Origin of the sequence: Candidatus Tisiphia endosymbiont of Sialis lutaria, assembly GCF_964026535.1 — a bacterium.
In the GTDB taxonomy this organism is placed as follows: domain Bacteria; phylum Pseudomonadota; class Alphaproteobacteria; order Rickettsiales; family Rickettsiaceae; genus Tisiphia.
Genome location: NZ_OZ032153.1, coordinates 121,966 through 144,716 on the forward strand (window position 1 = coordinate 121,966; position 22,751 = coordinate 144,716).

The window sequence follows — 22,751 nt, forward strand, 5'->3', positions numbered from 1 at the left end:
GCAATTTTATTTTACAATTAATATAAATAAAGTGTCTTTATTCACCTAATTCTTGTATTGCAAGACACAGATCTGCTAATTGAGTTCTATATTTTTGCTTACTAAGGTAGCGACCATTTAGTTTAAGATTTTCAAAATCTTTGTTACTGGTAGGTAAATGTTGACAAATCTTTACTAATTCCTCATCACTAATAAAATGTCTCCTTGGTAAATCTATGGTACTTGCTTGTTCTTCCCGATAAGCTGCCATAATTTTCATTTTATTAATAAAAAACTCTGAATGATTATGGAATCTGACTTTTTGCCAAGCCTTTTTTGTATCAACAATATAATTTTTAATATTAAGCAAAGATTTTATTTGCTCGTCATATTCATTTTGCAGATTATTATCTTGGATTATTGATTGTAATATTTTGTAAATCGGTTCTAAATATTCAACATCTTTAATAGCATAATCTAGCAGATTAGCACTAATGGGACGTTTTAACCAATCAGATCTTTGGTAAGTTTTATCAATATGAACGAAGCAAATTTTACTGCATATATCCGAATAACTTAAATGTTTACCAAAATCACAAATACCAGCAGCAATTTGTATGTCAAAAACATTTCTTGGCAATTTCTTAAATAAATGATAAAATATCTCAAAATCCTCTCTAGGAGCGTGAAATATTTTAAGAATTTTCTCGTTCAAAAATATTTCGTTAAGAGGCGAAAGATCCAAATCACATAAAGTGTCAATTATCACTTTGTGACTACTAGTCATGATTTGTATTATGCTAAGCTGAGCAAAATAAGTATTCTTACGCAAAAATTCAGTATCAACACTTATAGTCTTACAATCCAATAACTGCCGACAAAATTCATTTAATATTTTTTGATTATCAATAATCAGCATTTTTGAAGTATTAGTAATTAAATTGCTCTTGATCTAAAGGATTTACGTAATTTAGTGTTTTTCCATGCTTATTCGTGGTTATACTCAAAGAATAGCTTAACAGCTTTGCAGCACTTTGTCAAATGATGGAATCATTAAGCAGCATATATATTGACTATAGCAACAACAAAATTGAATTTTCCTGTATCAAGACTAATAAAATTATTATATAATAGCATATATCTCTCGAGATATTTAATGTTTACGATTGTAAGTGGGCGTGCAAAAGCATCCCAATCAACTATAAAAAGGTCTCGGGGGTTTGAAGAGTACCAATATCCATTCTGTCTTAAAACCAATTGCTATAGTCAATTGATGGGAAGTTGGTGACATCGTCGCTCAATGCTCGCCTATTACTTATAGACGTCGCTCCATCGTTCCTAGCACCAAACTCCCCTGAATTTACTATACAAGGTTGCTCACGCTCGCAAAGCAATAGTCATTATTATGGCTATTGCTGAACGCCCCATTAAAAGCAGTATAAATCATTATTTACATTGACTTTAATATCTATTATATCATACTTTTAACTTACAACTGCTTCGTTGCTAATAGCGAGGCTATAAAAATTTCATATAGAGTGTACACAATAATGACAAAACTAACTTTTAGAGACGTTCCATCTACAATGGATGATTATGATGTTTTTTTATTTGATCTTTGGGGAGTGGTAGTAGAAGGCAATAAGATTTACCCTGGGGTAGTTGACAATATTAACAAAATAATTAAACAGCAAAAGAAGGTTTTTTTTGTTACTAATGCTCCACGCAGCAGAGCTTTCTTATTTAACAAGATTAATAAGATTTGGGGTATTAACACAACGGAAAAAATGGTTTTTAGCTCTGGTGAAGTAGCCATCAATATGATACTAGAAAGTGATAAAAGATTTGGTATCAAAACCCCTGTGGTTTATCATCTTGGTCAAGATGACAATGATTTGCTGAATGAATTGCAGACACCTATTACTACAAACATAGATGAAGCTAATATCTTTTTGTTAACGCTCCATCGCGATGCAGGAAAAAATTTAAATTTAGATGAGTTTGATGATTTATTTAAAACTGTAGTAAAAAGAAACATAATTACTATATGTGCTAACCCAGATCTTGGAATTATGCAACAGGGTGTACAAAGATATTGTTCTGGATATTTTGCTGAAAAAATAAAGCAATTTGGTGGAAAGGTAATTTACAGCGGTAAGCCACATCTAGAAATATATCATACCGTATTAAACCAACTACCCGGTGTCCCACTGAACCGGATTCTGATGATAGGCGATACTTTCTTTACTGATATTTTAGGAGCGAATAACCTGGGAATTGACTCTGCTTTAGTATTAACAGGTAATACGACAAAGTTTCACAACCAACATCCTACTATTGAAAAAAAACTACAGCATCTGCAAATTGCCGCAACTGAGCAGGGAGTAATACCAAATTTTGTGATTAAATTGACTACAAACTAATGCCATTGCGAGAAGGAGAAGCCGACAATGCAATCCATTTTTCTGCCACCCATGCGTAAGCAGGGGTCTAGATTCCACACCGAAGCGAGAATGACAATAGTGGAACTATAATGAATATTACAACAAGAGAATTATCTATTCAATCCAATTATTACAAAGAAATTTTGTCAATAATTAGACTAGGTGGTGGAGTGGCAAGGGTTGTCGGGGGAGCTGTTCGTGATGCTATCCTTAATGTTGTCAATTATGATATTGATATAGCAACCAATTTATTACCGCAGCAAGTAACAGATATTTTATCAGCAGCCAACATTAAGGTTATCCCAACTGGCATAAAATACGGTACAGTTACAGCTTTATTAAATAATGAAACATTTGAGATTACTACACTTAGAAAAGACATGAAATGTGATGGTCGGCACACGGAAGTTGTTTTTACTGACGATTTTATGGAGGATGCTGCTAGAAGAGATTTTACTATTAATGCACTAAGTTATTGTCCATTTGAGCATAAAATTTATGATTATTTTGGTGGAATAGATGATTTACAACAATCAAAAGTAATATTTATCGGACAAGCATTTGCACGAATTCAGGAAGATTTTTTACGTATCTTACGTTTTTTTCGTTTTTCCTGCTATTATGCAAGACAATTAGACCTTAATGGGTTAGATGCTTGTATTAAATTGCGAGAAAATCTCAAATTCTTATCAAAAGAACGGGTAAAATGGGAAATGGACAAATTAATTATCTCAGATAATAGTCCAAATATTTTGCAGCAAATGTTTGATAATGGCATATTGCAAATAATATTACCAGTTAGTAAATTTGATAAAAAACCTTTAATGGAAGCAATTAATTGCGGTTCCTTAGAGCCTTACGCTAGATATTCACTTTTATTCTACCACATAAAGAACTTATCACTAAGTGATTTATTAAATTTAAAATTTTCTCGGCAACAAGCAAACAAAATCATTACTATATATAGGTTTATAAATCAAGAAATCAACGAATTTACATTACGAGAAATTTGGTGGGAAACTGCAGATTATCCTGCTAATTATCTACAATGTATAAATATCTTGCTATCATTAGGCAAATTAAACAGAGCTACAGCAAATAAATTTCTAGATACATATAAATCCAAACCACGACCAATATTTCCAGTAAATGGGCATGATTTACAGAAAATAAATATTCATGGTAAAGATATTGGCACAGTGATAGGTAAATTAAAAAAATCCTGGATAGAAAGTGATTTTACGCTTAATAAGCATCAATTACTTGAATTATACTCAAATGATTTGAAGAATTAGAATAATTATCATACAATAAATTCTTAAGGCACTAAATTAGGAAAATGCTATGAATCAAAATCAACAAGTGAAAGTAATAGGTAACAACGGTCAACTATCGCTTGGCAAAGTATTTGCAGGACAAATGGTATTAATCGAACAATTAAATAATGGTACATGGATCATTAAGACAGGAGAATTTATTCCAACCTCAGAAAAGTGGTTATATCAAGGAAATACCTTGACTAAAATAGATAAAGCATTATCGTGGGCAGAAAGAAATCAACCAAAAGATAACTTGGAAGAAATTGTTGAGAAGATTGAACATGTCTAAAATAAAAACTTCAAAAGAATTAAGCTATTAGATGCAGAGTTAATATGACTATACTTAGTAACTTAGAAAAACCTCGTTGGTTATATCGTTTTGATAATTTTAAACGTACTTTTGCTTTATTACGTGAGGCTATATATATAATGCGAGAACGTAAGGTAAGCCAGTTAGAACAAGAAGGAATTATTCAACGTTTCGAATATACATGGGAATTGACATGGAAAGTGCTTAAAGATTATCTGGAATATAAAGGTGTTGTACTGGAAACCGTTACCCCAGCTGCTGTAATTAAAGCATCAATAGCTGCTAACTTAATCAACAATGGTGAAATATGGATGGATGCTCTAGATTCTCGTAATAAAATGTCACATACTTATGACTTCAAAAAATTTGAGAAGATTATTATAGATATTGAAAAAAATTATTATCCTGAATTAGAGAGCATGAATCTAAAAATGTTGGAACTTGCAGCAGAATATAGAAGGTAAAGATGTCTAACCATGGATTAAGTGCAAAACAATTAAATACACTGCGTAGTATTTTGTTGCCCTTCTCAGAGAAAATCGATCGTGTTGGTTTATTTGGTTCACGTGCTACTGGTCTTTACCGTCCTAACTCCGATATTGACTTAGTAATTTATGGCTCACTTGATGAGAAGACTATGGATCGTATATTTACGCTACTTAATGACAGTAATTTACCAATCAAAATAGACTTGCAAGTTTATGATTTGATCACCTGTTCCCCTCTTAAGGATCATATTGATAATAATATGTTGTTGTTATTTACACATGATCATTTTATAGTCAATTCAGGAGAATTTAGGGCTAGGAACGATGGAGCGACGCCTATAAGTAATAGGCGAGCATTGAGCGACAACGTCCCCAACTTCTCATCAATTGACTATACAGATAAAAATCAATGTTTATAGTAGTAAACTAACGTCTGTTAGTGAACAAATTATTTATTCATCATAAAAAAATTAAAAAAAAATGAAAATTAATATTAGTGCTAGCATTTTTATTGCTATAATTATCATATTATTTAATTATGGAGCTTTTGCCAGTAGAAGTAAGGTGAAAATTGTTACTAGTATCACCCCACTAGCAAGCATTATAGCGATGTTAGTGAAAGACCAGGCAGAAATTGTTGCTATTGCCAATAACAATGATTGTCCGCATCATTATAATTTAAGACCTAGTGATCTTAAAAAAGTTAAAAATGCAGATATTGTATTTTATATAGATGAGCAATTTGATGGCTTTGCTGGCAAATTAATGAATGGTCATAGTAAAAATGTCATTAAAATTAGTAATTTTAATGGGTTAAGAGTTATTAGTAATAATTCTTATGATAATTGGCATATTTGGCTTGATTTAGACAATGTAAAACTATTATTAGAACAATTATTTCAGGTATTATCTCAACGATTTCCTGAGATTAGTTCAGCTATTTACCAAAATCTTGGAGAAGCAAAAAAACAAATAGAGGAGCTTACGAAAATCAAACATCAAAGATTAACGTCTTTAACAGACGTTATCTTACTTAGTGACAGTCTAGAATATTTTTTTAATAATAGCCAAAAAAATGTTGCAAGATTATATAGCTCTGATCAGAAAAGCCTGAGATATATTAGTAATCTTGAGCATTTATTAAGCATGTCCAATAGTAAATGTTTATTACTAAGTACAGAGCAAGATGTTGCTCTTTATAAAAATTTTAAAGTAGAAGTAGTGGAGGTTGAAAGTGAGAATTGGCAAGCGACTAACATCAATAGTGATTTATTTTATAATCAATATTTAAAAATAATTAATCAAGTGTCTAAATGCTTAAACAACAATTCTAATCATTCGTCACTGTGAGGAGGTGTAAGCCTTCGAAGCAATCTATTCTAATCGTTTTTTTGGGATTGCTTCAATAGACCTTATATCACATTTTCAAGATATAAGGTCTAATGCCACTAAAGTGGCTCTGAGACATGACAGCTGTGAATTTAACGTAACGTTAGGAAACTGTCGGATAGCTATATTACGCCGTTGAACGATCCTTATAAAAATACAGAGCTATTAAACTTAAAATAGCACAAGCAATTATGTAATAAATAGACGAAGTAATTGTACCAGTTTCCTGTACAAGATATGCTATCACTAAAGGCGTTGTACCACCAAAAATACTAGTTGCGATATTATAAGATAATGATAAAGCCGTATTTCTGACATTGGTTGGATAAAATTCAGCTTGCAGTGCAGGTTCAGGACCAATATAACAGGCAGCTAAAATTGATAATACTATTTGAGATATAATTATAACACAAAAATCGCCAGTTTCAATTGCCTGTATCAAAAATGGGATAACTAAAATAATTACCAATAAATTGAACACAAAAATTTTCTTGCGACCAATTATGTCCGACAAATAGCCAGAACATAAAGTAACAATTGCCATGATTATATAACAATAATTAGCTAAGTTATTAACTTCATCATTAGTAAAATTACGATTTATCTTCAAAAATGACATGAGATAAGTAGCTTGTAAATAAAATAGTACTGAGCCTGTGGAATTGATAAAGATGGATATTATCATATCAAACCAATAGACAGAGACAACTTTTTTTAGAGGAGACTTTAATATTCTACCATCTTCCTTCATACTTTGAAAACTAGGAGTTTCACTTGTATATTTCTTGATATAAAGTCCAGCAAATAAAATAAAAATTCCTAATAAAAATGGTATTCTCCACCCCCAATCATCAAATTGCTCTGCTGATAAAAAGCTTTGTATGCATTGTGAAATTCCTGAACCAAACAATAAACCAATACAAATACTGGACATTGATACGCTACTACTAAACCCACGATAGGCTACACCTGCATGTTCAATAACAAATGAAATTGAGCCAGTAAGTGCCCCGCCCATTGATAAACCTTGCAACATTCGAACTAAAATCATCAATATAGTTGCGGTAATACCTATCTCGTCATAAGTTGGTAACATACCAATTACAGCTGTTGGCAAAGACATACAAAATATAGATGCACTTAAAGCAGTTCTTCTACCAAACCGATCTCCAATCACTCCAAAAAACACCCCACCTATTGGCCTCATTAGATAACCAAGAGCAAATGCCTCAAAAGCATGTAGTAAAGACGAGCTAGGGTTTGATCCAGGGAAGAATTTTGCCCCTATTATAGGGGCAAAAAGACTAAATAGAGCGTAATCATACCATTCAAATGCATTTGCTATACCGCTTGCAAAAACTAATTTACGTTTATTCATGCGATATTTTATCATCTTGGGTTATATTATCTTTCTCAGAATATATTATAAATAATGTTGCAGGAATTACTATCAATGCTCCATATAAAGTACTACTTTCAGGAATTTCATTAAAAACAATATATCCGGCTAATGCTGAAATGATTAACTCTAAATATCTATAAGGGGCGATGGCAGTAGCATCAACTAGAGCAAAAGCCTTTAATAGAAAGAATAAAATTAAACTACCTCCTGCTCCTAGGACAAATAGCAAAATAAATTCTGAAACATTAGGGGTTTTCCAATACATTATTGATGGTGGTATTGATACTAAAGAGGTTACTAGAGCAGAATAAAATAACATGCTAATCATTGATTCTTTTACTACAAATTTCTTGTTGATAATATCTAACATGGCAAAAGATATAGCAGCTAATACAAAAATCAATATTTGTGGATTAAAATCACTAGCATGCGGTTTCAGAGTAACAACAATGCCAATAAAGCCGAATAAAGTTGCTGCCCATCTTTGCCAAATAATATTTTCATTTAAGAAGAATACTGCCAAAACCAAGGTAAACAAAGGTATAGCCAGGCTAACAATTGTAGCAGTAGTAACTGGTGCAAGCTGTAAACCATAAGTCCAAGATGTCATACCAAAAAATAACAAAACTCCTCTTGCAATATGGACAAAAGGACGATCAGTAATTAGAGTTTGTTTCCCGTAATAAAAAATAAACGGTACAAGAATTAATGCACTAAAGAGAAAGCGAAAAAAAGCTACCTCAAAGCTATGTAACCTGAATCCAAGATATTTTGCCGTTATATCATTAGTTACACTAGTAAGCATACTTAATACAAACCAACCAATACCAATAAAATAAGTGTTTAATTTATTATTCATATAGACCTAAAATTTTTTAGTTTATTTGTTTTTTATACTTAGTGTTTCTTATATTTAGTGTTATAGTATCATCATTGTTAGACAATTTTAAAAAATCTTATTATCATTTGATTTTCAGATAAGAAGAATATATATAGTACAGCAATATATTTAAAGCAAGAGAAGGTTTAGTAGTTATGATAAAAGTTGCAAGAAAATTAGGGATATTTCTGTTGGTAAGTTGTGCTAGTATTTCTAGCTTTGCTAATAATGATTCAGCTGATAATGATTATGGTGCTGACTATAATGCTAATTATTATGAGAATGATGGTGGTTTAGTATTTAGGATGAGAGCAATTGGTATAAAATCTAGTGCAAAGCAAACAGATTTTCCTAAGGCTACTGTCAAAGACCCAGTATCGATTGGTACCTTTGCCGAAAATGGTTATGGTATAGAGGCTTCCACCTCAGTATTTTTTGCTAATTATGTTGCCGCAGAGTTATCTTTAGGTTTCGATGTATTACGTAATAAAAATAGCAATTTAAAGAATGTGGCTTATAATTATGGCACCAATCCAGAAGAAGTTGCCAAAAGAAGAGCTCTTTATATGATTCCATTAACTGTTACAGGACAATACCATATAGCTCCTTTTGGTGCTATCAGACCTTATATTGGTGTTGGTTACCATGGAGCTTATTTTGTTAATAGCTCTAAAGGGTGTACGGTCAGAAATGGTCATGGTGCTGTGTTACAGCTTGGAGTCGATTTATATGCTAAGGATGATACATTGGTTAACTTAGATATAAAACAATATTTCCTTAATACCGAGGTTAATTATAAATCTCCTTTAGTAAGAAAAGCTATCTCCTCTAAGGTAAAGTTTAATCCGTTAATGATTGCCATAGGCGTTGGTTTTAGGTTTTAGGTATAGTCAATTGATGGGAAGTTGGTGACGTCGTCACTCGTCGCTCGCCTATTACTTATAGGCGTCGCTCCATCGTTCCTAGCACCAAATCGCCCTGAATTGACTATATCAGGGCGATTTAAAAGTCTATTGTTGACTTATCAGCTAGAAGAGATTATATTTTTTAGAAAATCACATATTAATATTATATTAGTTTACTATGAGTTCACAACAAAAATTACCTATACTGCCTAGAGCAACTGCTATTTGGTTAATTGATAATACTGCATTAACATTTAAGCAGATAGCTGATTTTTGTGGAATTCATGAGTTTGAAATTAAAGGCATTGCTGATGGCGAAGTATCTCACGGTATTAAGGGGTTAGACCCAATCGCTGGCGGACAATTAACCAAAGAAGAAATCATACGTTGTACAAAAGATTCAACTAGTAGTTTAAGGATTTCTGTTAATGCTGCATATGATTTGATAAATACTAAGAAAAAACAACAATCTAAGTACACTCCTATTGCTAGACGTCAAGATAAACCAGATGCGATATATTGGATACTTAAAAATTGTCCAGAAATTTTAGATAATCAAATTGTTAAGTTAGTTGGTACTACCAAATCTACCATAGATGCTATTCGTGATCGTAGTCACTGGAACATGAAGAATATTCGCCCACGTGATCCAGTATTACTTGGAATTTGTAGCCAAGTGGAATTAGACAAGAATATTGAGCAAGCAAAATTTTTACCCCAACAAGAAGAAAAAACCTCTAAAGAATAGGATTATAGTCAAATTGCGAGGAGGCACTTTATGGCGATGAAGCAATTATAAGTCGTCTATTAGCGAGCCACCGTAGGTGACGTGGCAATCCATTTTTAATCACTTTTCTGGATTGCTTCGTCGACCTTACGGTCTCCTCGCAATGACGGTTTTTCAATTATTATTTTCTTAAACTAACGTCTATAGTCAATTCAGGGGAATTGGGTAGCAGGAACGATGGAGCGACGCCTATAAGTAATAGGTGAGCATTGAGCGACGACGTCACCAACTTCTCATCAATTGACTATATGTGCAATAATGCTGCAGAACCTTTTGTGCATCGCCTAACATAAATAGAGAGCAAATAAATAGTGAATGAATACGGTAATATAATCAACGGTAAATATTTTGCAGAACAAATATTATCTAAACTAAAGATAGAAATCAATTTACTCAAGAAACAACATAATTTGATACCAACTCTTGCTATTATATTAGTGGGCGATAATCCAGCTAGTAGTATATATGTAAGAAATAAGCTCAAAGCAGCAACAAAAATTGGTATGAATGCTTTGCAAATAAATTTGCCGAATGAAGTTCAAATTGACCATCTACTGAATGAAATCAATATACTTAATAATAATTCAAATATCTCTGGAATTATCGTACAACTCCCCTTACCTAAGCATATCAATAAAAATTTAATCTTATCTGCTATTGATCCTAGCAAAGATGTTGATGGTTTTCACCCTCTAAATGTTGGTTATCTACATATAGTCAATTCAGGAGAATTTGGGGCTAGGAACGATGGAGCGACGCCTATAAGTAATAGGCGAGCATTGAGCGACAACGTCCCCAACTTCTCATCAATTGACGATAGTAACTCAGGTAACAGCTTTATACCTTGCACAGCTCTTGGCTGCATTGAGTTACTTAAACAAGTTGAGAAAAATTTAGCTGGCAAGAATGTTGTAGTTATAGGACGTTCTAATATTGTCGGAAAACCATTATCAGCTTTATTACTTAGAGAAGATTGCACTGTTACTTTATGTCACTCAAAAACTCAAAACTTACATTCTATAACTTCCCGTGCCGACATAGTAATATCAGCTATCGGCTCACCTTTAACATTAACAGAAGAATACTTTAACCGACAATCTATAGTGATTGACGTTGGTATTAGTAAACTTGCCAATAGTGACAAAATGGTTGGAGACGTTGATTTTCCAAATGTTGTAGATAAAGTACGATATATATCACCAGTTCCAGGCGGCGTTGGACCAATGACCGTTGCTTTCTTGCTGAAGAATACCCTCAAAGCAGCAAAACAAAATAACCACATATATCCATAATAAACTAACGTCATTGCGAGAAAGACCGTAGGTCGACGAAGCAATCCATTTCTAATCACTTTCCTGGATTGCTTCGTCGGTCTGGCAACCTCCTCGCAATGACATCTTATACTTTAACCTTTTTTCCGTGAACACTCACATTCAATCTACAACTGTAGTACTAGACCCCGTACCAAAGCAGGGGTGACAGGCTCACATACATTCGCTCACAATGACGAGTTTAATTGACTATACAATCAGGTTAGTTATCAGACTAACGTTCAACCGTATTTTTTGATAGTCCTGATTTAGTTCTATGCCGCTCTTCTTCTATTTTTTTTACAAAATTGCTAGTTGTGAGAGAGGCTTGTTTTTTAGTTTTTTGATTAACTTGTTTAGCATCCAATACAATAGGATTACTATCTACATGCTCTGATAAACCGTATTGTCCGACATTTTTACCAGTTAATACGTAAGTTATATAATCTACCATGTGTTTTACAAAATTTTTAATCCCACCGATAGAATGAGCTTCTAACTGAAACCATGTCTTACCATCTTTTGTTTTGCCAACTAAAAATTCTCTAAATATTTCGCCAGCTTGAATTGACGCATCGGACTCAGCCTTATTGCCCCTATGGTGAGAAGAAAAACGTTCTTTAACCAGCCCTAGATCTTTTAATTTATCATACATACTCCCATTATCTTCAACTATTATATGGGCACCTTGTAGAAAATCACTCGAATGCGATAATACAACTTTTGCCATTATGTCTATTATTACAGCAGCTTTCTGCAAGCTATCTTTTGGGTTGACAGAGCTTTTAGGGGTGTTGAGTATATTTTGTATAAGAGCTTTTTTAGTATCAGGCGGGTCTATGGGCAGTGATTCAACACGCTCAACCAAATGATCCCTTATACTCTCTACCTTTAACTCTGAATAATCAGTAGTAATATCTTTCATTTTTCCACTCCATTATATTTTAGAGCTAACATCATTGTGAGGATACTTGTATAGTGAATTAACGCCGAATAAGCACCCATCATGCTGTCATTGCGAGGAAACATAGCCCGAAACAATCCATTTTAATCGTTTTTTTAGATTGCTTCGTCGCCACTAAAGTGGCTCCTCGCAATGACGCTGATGCTAAATCGGATTTATAACGTGCCAATTCAAGTTAATTCACTTTAGCAACAAAACAATCCAAGAAAATGATTATTTTGGATTGCCTTGCTTAAAATTTATAGTCATATCGTATGCCTAAATTAGTCAACCCTGCATTAGGCCCTACAATATCAGCATTAGAAATATGGTCAAGAATTAGTGAAATTGCATGTATTTCATTAAGCTTTACCCCTAAACTAAGACTTTCTCTAAATAACAGCCTTGATCCTAATGGACGTTTTTTCAAGGCTCGTTGTTTTGGTGATTTTTTCAATTCCCCATTATGAAAAGCCCCTCCAAGGCTTAGCTCACAAAATATAAATTCTGTCATATCAAAATGCCAAGTAAGCCCACTATAAAAACTACTTGTATATCTACCAGTGCTAATATCCGCTCCTATATGAGGATAACCACCCCAAAATTTGTATTTTTCACTAAATAAATACTCGAGATTAATGGCAATGCCTTTTTCATAGCGAAAATTTACGTCCTGCTTTAGCACCCCTATTCTTATTTCAGCAGCCAGAACTCTTTGTCCAATTAAACAAAAAGAAATACTAAACAAAATTAATAATATTAAACGATTCATATACCCCACAAATTTGAAAAAAGATTACCTTGATAATAAGCATATCTAGTGTTCAGGTACGTCACCCAACAACTTAGCCAATTCGTTTATCTCTAGTAGTAGACTATCAGAATTATTAGAAAGATCAACAAATGAACGATGCGAAGGATTATCTAAAACACCATTAGCATCATTAAGATCGTATATCCCATAAAGAACATTGGAGAAATTATTAACTAATTCTCTTATATTAGGATCAGTATCAAAACCAAGGACGTGTAACACTGCAGCAGCAAAATTATCTTCTGAAGCATTTGCTGAAGTATCTTCTTCATCAATACCATTTCTAGCAATAATATATTTATTACCGTTTTCTTCTCGCTTTTCGTTTAAGAATTGCTTGAATAAATTTGTATTAGTCCAATTAGCTTCAAATTTATCAAATTTTTTATCTGCAAAAAAGTCTACTACAAGTTTATTTTTTGCTAACTCCTTAAAAGAATATTTTTGCCCAACTTCTGGGTTGAGCACTTTTTTAAGATATTGGTTGTTAATAGTGAATAAAAGTAAATCTTCTATTCCCAAGCCTTCATATTCAAGCAAGCCCTTTGCAGTATGCCCATATTTATCTTTAGCAGTAATATCTGCCCCATTATTTACTAACTCTTTAATTAACTTTTCATTTGAAGAATCAGTCGGGTTTACTGCATAATGTAAAACCGCTAAATGTAGCGGTGAAAAATTAGCATAACCACAAGAAACGTTAACTTTAGCCTGCAATTTTACTAATTCACTAGCGACAGAGAGAAGCCCCACTTTAATGGCTAAAGTTAAGGGAGTGTTATCATAATCTATGCTGTAGTTATTATAAGCTTCCGGAGTACCATTACCATAACGAAAATTAATAAATTCAGCAAACTCTTTTTCTTTTTTTAATTTGTCTTGAGCGTCATTTAATATAATATCAGTCAACTGTATTGCAATCTCTTTATTACCTTCTTCTAAAGAGCTTGCCGCAGCTATTGTTAATAAAAGTAGATTATTCCCCTTAGGATTATCCCAAGAAGTATCCTGATCCTCCGTACCAAAGAAACACTTATAAGAGGCTCCTGTAGTATCCTTTTGTAACAGCAGCTTCAGTTCTTCAATTGACCCTTCTCTTTTACCAATTTTATAAATAGTTGTTCTTATGTCTTCAATTAATTGAAAATTTGGATCATTTTTTGCAAGTTCATTCATATAGTTACCGAATTAATGTGATTTGTTATGCGTTATTGAGTAAACCAGACACCACAACCTATAGTTATTATTTAAAACCTAAGTTCCATGAAAGTTATCGCATAATACATATTTACAGCAAATTGTCAAACAAAAAAAACAAACGAGCTGATTTCAGGGCAATTTAAAAATCATAAGGGAAATATCTTAAAAGTTTAAGATGTCATTGCGAGGAGTTAGTTCACAATCATAGTACTGTCACCCCTGCGTAAGCAGGGGTCTAGATTCCCGCCTACGCGGGAATGACAGGGTAAAGACGTCATCGCGAGGAGCTACTTTAGTAGCACCGAAGCAATCCATATAGTCTTGATGCATCTATATTAATTCTCATGGATTGCTTCATCGCTACTAAAGTAGCTCCTCGCAATGACGGATATAGCCAATTCAAGAGAATTGGGGGCTAGGAGTGATAGAGTGACGACGTCCCCAACTTCTCATCAATTGACTATATAGTAATAATTACTAAATACACCCTTAAATCTATAAGTAAGAAATTAACTGATCTAAATACGAAAACAATTTAATATTAATTTTGCACAAGTTGTGTACTTTTATAATCTATCTTACTTTATATGAAAATACTTGTATTTAGTAATTTATTTTACTATAATAAAATATTATATAAATTAACTATTTAGGTATTATCCAAATGTATATTAATACGTTTACTATTAGTTCTAAGGGGCAGATTGTCTTACCAAAGAAAGTTAGAGATATTTTAAAATCTAACATTGTTACCTTAGAGGTTAATGATAATAATCAATTAATATTATCCCCTGTCTGTGACCTTGGGGGAGCTCTTTCTATTTATCGGAAAGATTCAGAACCTTCATTTGATGAAATCAGACAACAAGCATGGCTTGATAATACCTATTCTAAAGAAGCTAATAAGGTAGTGAAATGAAATATATTTGTGATAGCAACTTTATCCTTCGTTATCTTATTGCCGATAATCCAGAAATGTTTAGTAAAACCAAAGAAATATTTGAACAAGCTAAAACTGGTCATATTACTCTTATAATTGAACAAACAGTATTTACGGAAGTAATATTTGTCTTATCTTCTTTCTATAAAGTTCCCAGGGATAAAATAACTTTGACCTTATCTGAGATGCTAACTTATAAAGGAATTCAAAGTGATAAGAACTATTTTTTATTAGCTTTAGATTATTATTTAAAATATAATTTGCATATAGTTGATTGTATTCTTCTAGCTAAAGCAGTTACTACAGATTTACCCATTCTTTCTTTTGATCAAAAATTACTCAATTTAGCAAATAAACAATTAAAAAAAGAATAATATTATGGTGGTTATTTATTTTATTGGTTTCCTAGGTTCTAAAGAAATCACCAACTTCTTATCAATTGACTATAGCTGAGTTAGCTAAGGCACTTCTATGTTCGATTACTTTTTCTTTGCAACTGTAAGAATGTTTATCGTTCTATCTTTTAAAAATTCTGATCCGTCAATTCCATATTGATCTATAGTCTCAAAGCCATTTATAGTAAGCATTTCCTGGAGTTCTTTTGCTGTATAAATTTGCAAAGAAAATTTATTATAAAATCTTTTTGGTTTATCTGCATTCTTTTGAATCATATGAGTGTCGTAGGATGTGAGATACGAGTTTTCTCTATCAATTATAGAGCATTGAGTTGAATATATCTTTGTATTACTAACTTTTTTTTGAAATTGCATTGCCATATCAATTACAGTACTATCAGTCATAGCATCCAAATTAAATATGTCGAATATATAAATTCCGTTGTTATTTAAATTTTGGTATATATTTCTCATTGCTTTCTCAAACCCAACTTTTGTAAGATGACCTACTGCGTTAAAGATGGTAATAACCGCATCAAAAGCACCAACCTTTAATGTACGCATGTCACCGTCAATAAATTTGACATCAACTTTTTCATTATAAGCTCTTTCTCTTGCAATTTTCAGAAGAGCGGGACTGAAGTCTGCACCAGTTATTTTATATCCACGCTTTGCAAGAAAAAATACTTGAGAGCCGGTGCCGCACGTAAGGTCTAAAACTGTTTGGACATTACGTTCTCTCAATAAATTTTCAATAACACCGTTTATTTTATCTGTATCATCATTTATATTATGGGCATCAAAATATTCAGGTAATTTTTTGTATTCAAGTGGTAGCCCAAGTTGACTTTTTTTCATCGTTTCTTCTGAATTAAATTTATAGCTAATGGGTTTAGCTGTACCTTGTATGAATTTACTATATTATGCAGTCAAGATACTATATAATTTATATTATAATTATATAGTATCTATTATGTCTAATAAAATAGCAATTAGCCAATTTAAAGAACACTGTCTTGAAATTATTGATAAACTTCAGGCTAACCAACAATCAATTATTATTACCAAAGGAGATAAGCCAATAGCAAAAATAGTTCCATTAGATAAAACAAAACTATCTTTACTTGGAATGTTAAAGGGAAAGGCTGAAATTAAAGGTGATATACTTAACCCAATTGATGAAAGGTGGGATGCTAATCTATGACTAATATAATCGTACTGGATACCCCTACCACAATTGTTGAAAGTTAGAAGGTGGAGAGGGTTTTAGATAGCTTTTCCGTCATTGCGAGACCATTTAATGGTCGAAGCAATCCATTTTTGGTTACTTTTATGGATTGCTTCGTCGACCTACGGTCTTCCTCGCAATGACGGATATAGCCAATTCAAGAGAATTGGGTAGCAGGAGTGATGGAGTGACGACGTCACCAACTTCTCATCAATTGACTATAGACGTTGACCACATACGACTTTTAATTACCCAGCCTAAATTTACTGAATAAATTTAAATTAGTCTATTTTGAATCTATCCAAGATATATTGCCATCTCGACGGTAATAAACTATATTAATACGATTAGTATTACTATTTTGAAACATTAAAGCAGGCAGGTTTTCAAGATCCATTTTCATAACGGCTTCACTTACTGATAAAATTAATATTTCTACAGATTTTTCTGCGATAATTACAGGATTATCAGAGGCTGGTACATTATCTTCGTCTTCATGTTCATGGGGCGTGATAATATACTTGACTGCTTTAGGTGCCGCTTCGGATATTTTAATTCTATCATGACGATCTTTGAGTTTAGATTTGTACTTTCTAAGCTGCTTTTCAAGTCGAGAAAGAGCAGCATCAAATGCTGAATATATGTCATCTGAAGCAGCATTACCTTTCAATATTATATGTCTGCCGGTACCATCATTCACTACAATATCGCAAACCAGTTGAAATCCTTGTTTAGAGAAATGTACGTTTGCATTAATTATAGTAGAAAAGTACTTTGCTGCTACTTGCGTAGTACGGCTTTTTACATAATCTTGCAAAGAATTGCCAATAGAAATATGTTGACCTGATACTGATACTTGCATAAAACCCCCTTTAAATTTATAGCTAACTAGTAGTATTTATTCATCATAAACTGCCGTCATTGCCAAGAAAACCAAAATTCTTAACAACTAAGTGCATTATACTACCATATTTGATATAATCTATCTCATTTTCTGTAAAAACTTGTAATATTACTTCAAAAGTTTCAACTATACCATTTTTTCTACTTATAACACAACTAAGTTGTGCATAAGGCTCTACTTTATTACTTAAGCCGGTAATTGTAATATATTCAGAACCATCAAGTTTTAAATCACTTACCGTAGTAGAAGTGAGTACAAGCGGTAACACACCCATACCAACTAAATTTGACCGGTGAATTCTTTCAAAACTTTCAGCAATTACCGCTTTTACTCCTAGTAAACTAGTACCTTTTGCTGCCCAATCTCTCGACGAACCAGAGCCATATTCTTTACCTGCAAAAATTACTAAAGGGATAGAATGAGCCTTATAATCCTGAGAAGCGTCATAAATACTCATTTGTTGACCATTCCGTTGATTGATCGTTATCCCCCCATCAATTCCAGGACACATAGCATTTTTAATTCTATTATTGGCAAAAGTCCCACGCATCATTACTTGATGATTGCCACGCCGTGATCCATAAGAGTTAAAATCTGCTGGTAAAATACCCTGCTCGGTTAAATATTTAGCAGCAGGGCTTGTTTTACTAATATTTCCGGCTGGCGATATATGATCAGTAGTAATAGAATTGCCAAAGATGGCTAATATCCTAGCAGATTCTATATCCTCCAATTCACTCGATATATGCTCGATACCTTCAAAATAAGGTGGATTATTGATATAAGTGCTATTTTTATTCCAATTATAAGTATCACTTTTAGTTACCTTAATATTTTGCCATTCCTTATCACCTAAGAATATATCACTATATTTCTCCTTAAACATTTCACAGTCAATAGATTCCTCAATTATTTTCTGTATCGAATGTTGAGTAGGCCAAATATCCTTAAGATAAACATCCTTACCATCACAACTTTTTCCTATCACATCCGTCTCAAGATTAATGTTGATAGTACCGGTGATAGCATAAGCAATAACTAGCGGCGGAGAGGCAAGATAACTAGCTATGGTTAGAGGATGTACCCTACCCTCAAAATTTCTGTTACCAGATAATACCGAAGCAACAACCAGATTGTTTTTGGTAATAGTCTCTTCTATTTCCGGCAACAGTGACCCAGAATTGCCGATACATGTAGTACAACCATAGCCAACAAGATTAAAACCTAAATCATTGAGATATTGATCAAGCCCACTTTTCTTCAGATATTCTGTCACTATTTTTGAACCAGGAGCCAATGAGGTCTTAACCCATGGCTTTTTCACTAATCCAAGTTCTACTGCTTTTTTAGCCAGCAAACCGGCAGCAACCATTACATTAGGATTGGAAGTATTGGTACAGCTAGTAATTGCCGCTATTACGACATCACCATGACTGATTGCATATTCATCAGTCACAGGGTATTTTTTATCAATATTAACATCATCTTTGGTTAAAGAAGCTAGTTCATTGTTAAAATTACTGGCGGCATTTCTTAGGTTAACTCGATCTTGCGGACGTCTTGGTCCTGCTAAAGAAGCTTCGATAGTAGATAAATCCAACTCTAATGTCTCAGTATATTCTGGAATAATTGTCGATTCGTACCATAATGACTGTAGCTTAGCATATTGCTCTACTAATTTTATGCGATTTGGCTCTCTAGCCGTCAAGTTAAGATATTTGATAGTCTCATTGTCAATTGGAAAGAAGCCACAAGTAGCACCATATTCAGGAGCCATATTTGAAATAGTTGCCCTATCTGCCAATGTTAAAAAGTCCAATCCATCTCCATAAAATTCGACAAATTTGCCAACGACATTTTTCTTCCTTAACATTTGGGTAATGGTTAGCACCAAATCTGTAGCGGTAATCATCCCATTTAAAGAGCCAGTCAATTTAAAGCCAATTACCTCAGGTATAATCATTGATAGAGGCTGACCAAGCATTGCCGCCTCAGCTTCAATCCCCCCTACTCCCCAACCAAGAACTGCCAGACCATTAATCATCGTAGTATGACTATCTGTACCAACCAATGTATCCGGATAAGCAAAAGTTCCCCCTTCTTGTTGTTTAATCCACACAACATTAGCTAAATATTCCAAATTAACCTGATGACAAATACCTGTTCCCGGGGGTACTACTTTAAAATTATCAAATACTTCCTGCCCCCATTTTAAAAACTCATAACGCTCTATATTCCGAGCTACTTCCATTGTAACATTTTTATCAAAAGCTTCACTTGTTCCATAATAATCGACTTGTACCGAATGATCTATTACCAGATCAACAGGTATCAAAGGATTAATCTTTAATGGATTCTTCCCTAGTTTTTTCATAGCATCACGCATAGCAGCTAAATCAACAATAGCCGGAACACCAGTAAAATCCTGCATCAGTACCCTAGCTGGCATAAATGGTATCTCAGCCTCGGATTTCCTTGCCTTAAGCCATTCTTTAAATAGCAACAACTTCTCTTGGCTACCAGTTAGACGCAGAACATTTTCAAATAATATCCTTAAACTATAAGGTAAACGCTTTAACTCAAGCCCAATATCACTTGCCGCCTTATTTATATCAAAGATTTTATAAACATCCTCTCCAACAGATATTTCTTTAAGATAATCATAATTCATACTAACCACTCCAAATTTGTTTTATAGCTAACTCGACTAGTATTATGCTGTCATTGCGAGCGAACGTATGTGAGCGTGGCAATCCATTTCTAATCACTTTCCTGGATTGCTTCGTTGCCACTAAAGTGGCTCCTCGCAATGACTAAGTAATACTATTCGGGATAGCTATAACCATTAACTTTCATTTTGAGTATACACTAAAAATACCTAACACTAAGCTTTTCATGCAATTTAATTTGAAAAATATTTATATTTTATATCATCCCTGCGTAGAATGCTATACCACAACTGTTGAAAGTTAGAAGGTAGAACGGGTTTTAGATCGCTTTTCCGTCATTGCGAGCCACCGTAGGTGGCGTGGCAATCCATCTTTGGTTACTTTTATGGATTGCTTAGTCGACCTAAGGTCTTCCTCGCAATGACGGTTTCTCAATTATTGTTTTCTTAAACTAACGCTTATGCGTAAGCAGGGGTCTAGATTCCCGCCTACGCGGGAATGACAATAGTGGGCGAGAATGACAAGGAGAAGCAAGAATGGCAAAAAAAACCAGATTTCACTATTTTATTTTTATTAAACAATTTTAAAATTAAGTCTTGACTTCTTTATGAAAAAGCTATTTTATCAATTTTGATAGTTTATATTAACTATCTTGTTAAAAAAAATATTAACCAATATTATTAAATAGGAAATAAATTTTTATGTCAAAAACAGTACCGATTGATTATTATCGTGATTTAGAAGATCCTGAGTGCTTAAATAGCCAATATTATGATGATGATAAGAACTTTGCAAATTTATCTACTACATTACAATTCCTTCATCTGGCAGAAACTATGGCAGAATACGGCAAAGAAGCCCTCGAAGGAAAACAACTAGAGGCAGCCAAAAATTTTGGATTTGTTACTGACCATTCTAATCCAGATAATTCTAATCCAGATAATAGCTGGTTTACTACTGTTGCTAATGCTTTTTCATCTATTCCTAAAGAACATATCTTCTTTGCTACTTTGTTAGCAACATCACATGCTGCCCATGCATACCGCCATGTTACATTTAATACTCCAGATAACTCTAACGCAGATAATTTTGATACAGAAAATTCTAATGTAGTTCATCATAGGAGTGCTCGGGCTGCAGGAGATATACCAATTAGCAGCTTCGTGGATTTAGACAATGAAAATTGCTTTTTTGTTGGATTGCATAGAAGTAGCTGGAATAGAGGAAGTAAGGATACTATCAATACTAGGTGTAGTGGGGAACCTTGCATACATAGAGAGAATTCCCAATTAACACCATGGGTAGCAAAACATTGGTGGGAATACAATATAGGTCTTGCAGAACCAAAAGCTATCAGTGGGGGGAAAGTACAGATGGATTATACATATAATACCCCTAACTATGGTTGGGGATATGATATTAAATACGGTTCAGAGGTACTTAGCTGCAATGAACCATTAACCCCGTTTTATTCTCACTATAAGGAATCTACTAATCTTTATCAAAGTAAACAATTTACAGAGGCTATGACAGAGATCGAGCTTGCTCTTAAGGAAGAACCGAATAACCAATTGGCTATAAATAGGAATAATTTATTAAGAGAATTAGTAAAAACCACTACTACTGAACCATCTTCTTCCACCTCTGAAGCTTCTAGCACAACAACTTCTACTACGCCGGAAAAAATTACTGAAACCTCTCTTACCTCTTTAATTACAGAAGCTTCTACTACTAAAGAAAATTCTTCTACTGCTATGCCAAAAGATAACACTACTCAGGCAGAACCTTCTACACCAACAGCACCACAAGACCAAACTACCCCTTCCGCTGAAGATCAAGGATGGTTGTGGAACAAAGTAGTTGCACCTATAGCTGAAACAGCTGCAGCGGTAGTTACTACTGCAGTTATTGCATACGCTCTCCATAAACTAAGACAATGTTATAATAAAAATAAAACAAAAGAGGAATTAGACGTAGAACTTAAAAATTTTTATGAGCCGAGTTTATTGAAGCTAGTAGATCAAATCATCCCAATTAATGATAACGATTATACAGATGGGATACAAGATTTATTAGTTCCACTGGCAGGAACTGGAAATTTAGATTCAGATTTAAATTCAGCAGCAGCATAGGTATAAGTCACTAAAAAAACAAAAACCGATACTATATCTACTAAGGCTCTTTATAGCCCCTCGCAATGATCTGGGTAAAACTCCACAACTGTTGAAAGTTAGAAGGTAGAACGGGTTTTAGATCGCTTTTCCGTCATTGCGAGCCACCGTAGGTGGCGTGGCAATCCATCTTTGGTTACTTTTATGGATTGCTTAGTCGACCTAAGGTCTTCCTCGCAATGACGGTTTCTCAATTATTGTTTTCTTAAACTAACGCTTATGCGTAAGCAGGGGTCTAGATTCCCGCCTACGCGGGAATGACAATAGTGGGCGA

At 33.5% G+C, this 22,751-nt stretch carries 23 protein-coding genes; 13 read left to right on the forward strand and 10 right to left on the reverse strand.

Annotation, left to right across the window (positions count from 1 at the left end; genetic code table 11):
• Positions 1-37 precede the first annotated feature (37 nt).
• On the reverse strand, positions 38-898 hold the full coding sequence (locus AAGD20_RS00595) for a ribonuclease D (protein WP_094649050.1): 861 nt from the start codon (positions 896-898) through the stop codon (positions 38-40).
• A 328-nt stretch (positions 899-1,226) separates the two neighbouring features.
• Positions 1,227-1,373 carry a palindromic element RPE2 domain-containing protein gene (locus AAGD20_RS00600; RefSeq protein ID WP_341749017.1) on the reverse strand — a complete coding sequence of 49 codons (147 nt, stop codon included), beginning with the start codon at positions 1,371-1,373 and terminating at the stop codon, positions 1,227-1,229.
• A 156-nt stretch (positions 1,374-1,529) separates the two neighbouring features.
• Between AAGD20_RS00600 and AAGD20_RS00605 the strand changes: the two genes are divergently transcribed.
• The 6 genes from AAGD20_RS00605 to AAGD20_RS00630 all read left to right on the forward strand — a co-directional run bounded on the left by AAGD20_RS00605 (position 1,530) and on the right by AAGD20_RS00630 (position 5,890).
• The gene (locus AAGD20_RS00605) at positions 1,530-2,402 is read left to right on the forward strand and encodes a TIGR01459 family HAD-type hydrolase (RefSeq protein ID WP_094649048.1); all 873 of its coding nucleotides are present in this window, start codon (positions 1,530-1,532) and stop codon (positions 2,400-2,402) included.
• Between the two features lie 110 nt (positions 2,403-2,512).
• Positions 2,513-3,718 carry a CCA tRNA nucleotidyltransferase gene (locus AAGD20_RS00610; RefSeq protein ID WP_341749018.1) on the forward strand — a complete coding sequence of 402 codons (1,206 nt, stop codon included), beginning with the start codon at positions 2,513-2,515 and terminating at the stop codon, positions 3,716-3,718.
• Between the two features lie 49 nt (positions 3,719-3,767).
• Positions 3,768-4,031, forward strand: a complete 264-nt coding sequence (locus AAGD20_RS00615) for a hypothetical protein (protein WP_341749019.1) — start codon at positions 3,768-3,770, stop codon at positions 4,029-4,031.
• Between the two features lie 44 nt (positions 4,032-4,075).
• Positions 4,076-4,516: a nucleotidyltransferase substrate binding protein gene (locus tag AAGD20_RS00620; protein ID WP_341749020.1), complete on the forward strand. Its 441-nt coding sequence runs from the start codon at positions 4,076-4,078 to the stop codon at positions 4,514-4,516.
• 2 nt (positions 4,517-4,518) lie between these two features.
• Positions 4,519-4,959 (forward strand): nucleotidyltransferase domain-containing protein, encoded by a 441-nt coding sequence (locus AAGD20_RS00625; RefSeq protein ID WP_341749021.1) that lies wholly within the window; start codon positions 4,519-4,521, stop codon positions 4,957-4,959.
• 61 nt (positions 4,960-5,020) lie between these two features.
• Positions 5,021-5,890: a metal ABC transporter substrate-binding protein gene (locus tag AAGD20_RS00630; RefSeq protein WP_341749022.1), complete on the forward strand. Its 870-nt coding sequence runs from the start codon at positions 5,021-5,023 to the stop codon at positions 5,888-5,890.
• A 166-nt stretch (positions 5,891-6,056) separates the two neighbouring features.
• Here AAGD20_RS00630 and AAGD20_RS00635 read toward each other — a convergent pair whose 3' ends face one another.
• On the reverse strand, positions 6,057-7,307 hold the full coding sequence (locus tag AAGD20_RS00635; protein ID WP_341749408.1) for an MFS transporter: 1,251 nt from the start codon (positions 7,305-7,307) through the stop codon (positions 6,057-6,059).
• Positions 7,300-8,190: a DMT family transporter gene (locus AAGD20_RS00640; protein WP_341749023.1), complete on the reverse strand. Its 891-nt coding sequence runs from the start codon at positions 8,188-8,190 to the stop codon at positions 7,300-7,302. The genes AAGD20_RS00635 and AAGD20_RS00640 overlap by 8 nt, the downstream gene beginning before the upstream one ends.
• Before the next feature lie 176 nt (positions 8,191-8,366).
• Here AAGD20_RS00640 and AAGD20_RS00645 point away from each other — a divergent pair, with 176 nt between their 5' ends.
• The 3 genes from AAGD20_RS00645 to AAGD20_RS00660 all read left to right on the forward strand — a co-directional run bounded on the left by AAGD20_RS00645 (position 8,367) and on the right by AAGD20_RS00660 (position 11,195).
• The gene (locus AAGD20_RS00645; protein ID WP_341749024.1) at positions 8,367-9,095 is read left to right on the forward strand and encodes an OmpW family outer membrane protein; all 729 of its coding nucleotides are present in this window, start codon (positions 8,367-8,369) and stop codon (positions 9,093-9,095) included.
• A 199-nt stretch (positions 9,096-9,294) separates the two neighbouring features.
• Positions 9,295-9,864 carry a cell cycle transcriptional regulator TrcR gene (locus tag AAGD20_RS00655; protein ID WP_094649041.1) on the forward strand — a complete coding sequence of 190 codons (570 nt, stop codon included), beginning with the start codon at positions 9,295-9,297 and terminating at the stop codon, positions 9,862-9,864.
• A 350-nt stretch (positions 9,865-10,214) separates the two neighbouring features.
• Entirely contained in the window at positions 10,215-11,195 is a 981-nt protein-coding gene (locus AAGD20_RS00660) for a bifunctional 5,10-methylenetetrahydrofolate dehydrogenase/5,10-methenyltetrahydrofolate cyclohydrolase (RefSeq protein ID WP_341749026.1), read from the forward strand.
• 253 nt (positions 11,196-11,448) lie between these two features.
• Here AAGD20_RS00660 and AAGD20_RS00665 read toward each other — a convergent pair whose 3' ends face one another.
• From AAGD20_RS00665 to AAGD20_RS00675, 3 genes are all read right to left on the reverse strand, one after another.
• Positions 11,449-12,138, reverse strand: coding sequence for a hypothetical protein (locus AAGD20_RS00665; RefSeq protein WP_341749027.1), 690 nt, complete (start codon positions 12,136-12,138; stop codon positions 11,449-11,451).
• Positions 12,139-12,409: 271 nt separating this feature from the next.
• On the reverse strand, positions 12,410-12,928 hold the full coding sequence (locus AAGD20_RS00670; protein ID WP_250310975.1) for an acyloxyacyl hydrolase: 519 nt from the start codon (positions 12,926-12,928) through the stop codon (positions 12,410-12,412).
• Between the two features lie 45 nt (positions 12,929-12,973).
• A complete protein-coding gene (locus AAGD20_RS00675) occupies positions 12,974-14,146 on the reverse strand; it encodes a hypothetical protein (RefSeq protein WP_341749028.1) in 1,173 nt (390 codons plus the stop codon).
• Positions 14,147-14,834: 688 nt separating this feature from the next.
• Here AAGD20_RS00675 and AAGD20_RS00680 point away from each other — a divergent pair.
• The gene (locus tag AAGD20_RS00680; protein WP_094649821.1) at positions 14,835-15,089 is read left to right on the forward strand and encodes an AbrB/MazE/SpoVT family DNA-binding domain-containing protein; all 255 of its coding nucleotides are present in this window, start codon (positions 14,835-14,837) and stop codon (positions 15,087-15,089) included.
• Positions 15,086-15,484 (forward strand): PIN domain-containing protein, encoded by a 399-nt coding sequence (locus tag AAGD20_RS00685; RefSeq protein WP_094649822.1) that lies wholly within the window; start codon positions 15,086-15,088, stop codon positions 15,482-15,484. Before AAGD20_RS00680 ends, AAGD20_RS00685 begins: the two co-directional genes overlap by 4 nt.
• A 105-nt stretch (positions 15,485-15,589) precedes the next feature.
• On the opposite strand, the gene AAGD20_RS00690 is transcribed toward AAGD20_RS00685, so the two are convergent.
• On the reverse strand, positions 15,590-16,363 hold the full coding sequence (locus tag AAGD20_RS00690; protein ID WP_341749029.1) for a class I SAM-dependent methyltransferase: 774 nt from the start codon (positions 16,361-16,363) through the stop codon (positions 15,590-15,592).
• Positions 16,364-16,478: 115 nt separating this feature from the next.
• On the opposite strand from AAGD20_RS00690, the gene AAGD20_RS00695 reads away from it, so the two are divergent.
• Complete coding sequence (locus tag AAGD20_RS00695) at positions 16,479-16,709, forward strand: type II toxin-antitoxin system Phd/YefM family antitoxin (RefSeq protein ID WP_094649718.1); 231 nt, start codon at positions 16,479-16,481, stop codon at positions 16,707-16,709.
• A gap of 310 nt (positions 16,710-17,019) precedes the next feature.
• Here the strand turns inward: AAGD20_RS00695 and hpf are convergent, their stop codons facing one another.
• Complete coding sequence (gene hpf, locus AAGD20_RS00700) at positions 17,020-17,595, reverse strand: ribosome hibernation-promoting factor, HPF/YfiA family (RefSeq protein ID WP_341749030.1); 576 nt, start codon at positions 17,593-17,595, stop codon at positions 17,020-17,022.
• A gap of 43 nt (positions 17,596-17,638) precedes the next feature.
• Positions 17,639-20,308, reverse strand: a complete 2,670-nt coding sequence (acnA, locus tag AAGD20_RS00705) for an aconitate hydratase AcnA (protein WP_341749031.1) — start codon at positions 20,306-20,308, stop codon at positions 17,639-17,641.
• Positions 20,309-21,007: 699 nt separating this feature from the next.
• Between acnA and AAGD20_RS00710 the strand changes: the two genes are divergently transcribed.
• Entirely contained in the window at positions 21,008-22,438 is a 1,431-nt protein-coding gene (locus AAGD20_RS00710; protein WP_341749032.1) for a hypothetical protein, read from the forward strand.
• The last annotated feature ends 313 nt before the right edge of the window (positions 22,439-22,751 follow it).

Bases quoted from the DNA above. Each gene is read 5' to 3' on its own strand.
- AAGD20_RS00675 (WP_341749028.1), bottom strand. From the start codon at position 14,146: ATGAATGAACTTGCAAAAAATGATCCAAATTTTCAATTAATTGAAGAC.
- AAGD20_RS00695 (WP_094649718.1), top strand. From the start codon at position 16,479: ATGTCTAATAAAATAGCAATTAGCCAATTTAAAGAACACTGTCTTGAA.
- AAGD20_RS00615 (WP_341749019.1), top strand. From the start codon at position 3,768: ATGAATCAAAATCAACAAGTGAAAGTAATAGGTAACAACGGTCAACTA.
- AAGD20_RS00690 (WP_341749029.1), bottom strand. From the start codon at position 16,363: ATGAAAAAAAGTCAACTTGGGCTACCACTTGAATACAAAAAATTACCT.
- AAGD20_RS00665 (WP_341749027.1), bottom strand. From the start codon at position 12,138: ATGAAAGATATTACTACTGATTATTCAGAGTTAAAGGTAGAGAGTATA.
- AAGD20_RS00630 (WP_341749022.1), top strand. From the start codon at position 5,021: ATGAAAATTAATATTAGTGCTAGCATTTTTATTGCTATAATTATCATA.
- AAGD20_RS00680 (WP_094649821.1), top strand. From the start codon at position 14,835: ATGTATATTAATACGTTTACTATTAGTTCTAAGGGGCAGATTGTCTTA.
- AAGD20_RS00640 (WP_341749023.1), bottom strand. From the start codon at position 8,190: ATGAATAATAAATTAAACACTTATTTTATTGGTATTGGTTGGTTTGTA.
- AAGD20_RS00655 (WP_094649041.1), top strand. From the start codon at position 9,295: ATGAGTTCACAACAAAAATTACCTATACTGCCTAGAGCAACTGCTATT.
- AAGD20_RS00645 (WP_341749024.1), top strand. From the start codon at position 8,367: ATGATAAAAGTTGCAAGAAAATTAGGGATATTTCTGTTGGTAAGTTGT.
- AAGD20_RS00605 (WP_094649048.1), top strand. From the start codon at position 1,530: ATGACAAAACTAACTTTTAGAGACGTTCCATCTACAATGGATGATTAT.
- AAGD20_RS00610 (WP_341749018.1), top strand. From the start codon at position 2,513: ATGAATATTACAACAAGAGAATTATCTATTCAATCCAATTATTACAAA.
- hpf (WP_341749030.1), bottom strand. From the start codon at position 17,595: ATGCAAGTATCAGTATCAGGTCAACATATTTCTATTGGCAATTCTTTG.
- AAGD20_RS00685 (WP_094649822.1), top strand. From the start codon at position 15,086: ATGAAATATATTTGTGATAGCAACTTTATCCTTCGTTATCTTATTGCC.
- AAGD20_RS00710 (WP_341749032.1), top strand. From the start codon at position 21,008: ATGTCAAAAACAGTACCGATTGATTATTATCGTGATTTAGAAGATCCT.
- acnA (WP_341749031.1), bottom strand. From the start codon at position 20,308: ATGAATTATGATTATCTTAAAGAAATATCTGTTGGAGAGGATGTTTAT.
- AAGD20_RS00620 (WP_341749020.1), top strand. From the start codon at position 4,076: ATGACTATACTTAGTAACTTAGAAAAACCTCGTTGGTTATATCGTTTT.
- AAGD20_RS00595 (WP_094649050.1), bottom strand. From the start codon at position 898: ATGCTGATTATTGATAATCAAAAAATATTAAATGAATTTTGTCGGCAG.
- AAGD20_RS00635 (WP_341749408.1), bottom strand. From the start codon at position 7,307: ATGAATAAACGTAAATTAGTTTTTGCAAGCGGTATAGCAAATGCATTT.
- AAGD20_RS00625 (WP_341749021.1), top strand. From the start codon at position 4,519: ATGTCTAACCATGGATTAAGTGCAAAACAATTAAATACACTGCGTAGT.
- AAGD20_RS00670 (WP_250310975.1), bottom strand. From the start codon at position 12,928: ATGAATCGTTTAATATTATTAATTTTGTTTAGTATTTCTTTTTGTTTA.